The sequence below is a fragment of the Paenibacillus sp. GbtcB18 genome (assembly GCF_019091125.1).
GTDB classification, from domain to species: domain Bacteria; phylum Bacillota; class Bacilli; order Paenibacillales; family NBRC-103111; genus Paenibacillus_F; species Paenibacillus_F chitinolyticus.
In genome coordinates this window covers 1-256 of record NZ_JAGXJX010000553.1, presented here as the reverse complement: position 1 = coordinate 256, position 256 = coordinate 1, and the positions used below count along the sequence as shown (strand labels likewise).

Here is a 256-nt window from a genome sequence, read left to right as displayed (position 1 = left end):
CAGCACGGAGCGGATATCGCCGTCTACCGGAATGTACGTCTTCAGGTTCTTGCCGTTCTCGGAGGGGTCGATGTCGATGGAGGCGATTTTCTTCGCTTTCGCCGGCGAGCCGACCAGCTTCATCGACACCCGGTCGTCGAAGCGGGCGCCGTTCGTGTTCTGCAGATCCGCATTCTGGTTCGCCTGGTATGCTGTGTACGTGCCGTGCTTGCCGGGCATTCCCACGCACAGGTCGGGAGCGCTTGGGAATCCGCCA

Annotated in this window: 1 pseudogene; it reads right to left on the bottom strand. The window is 61.7% G+C overall.

The features are described from left to right. Positions 1-256, bottom strand: a pseudogene (locus KVT34_RS30575) (acetolactate synthase large subunit); the annotation flags it as partial.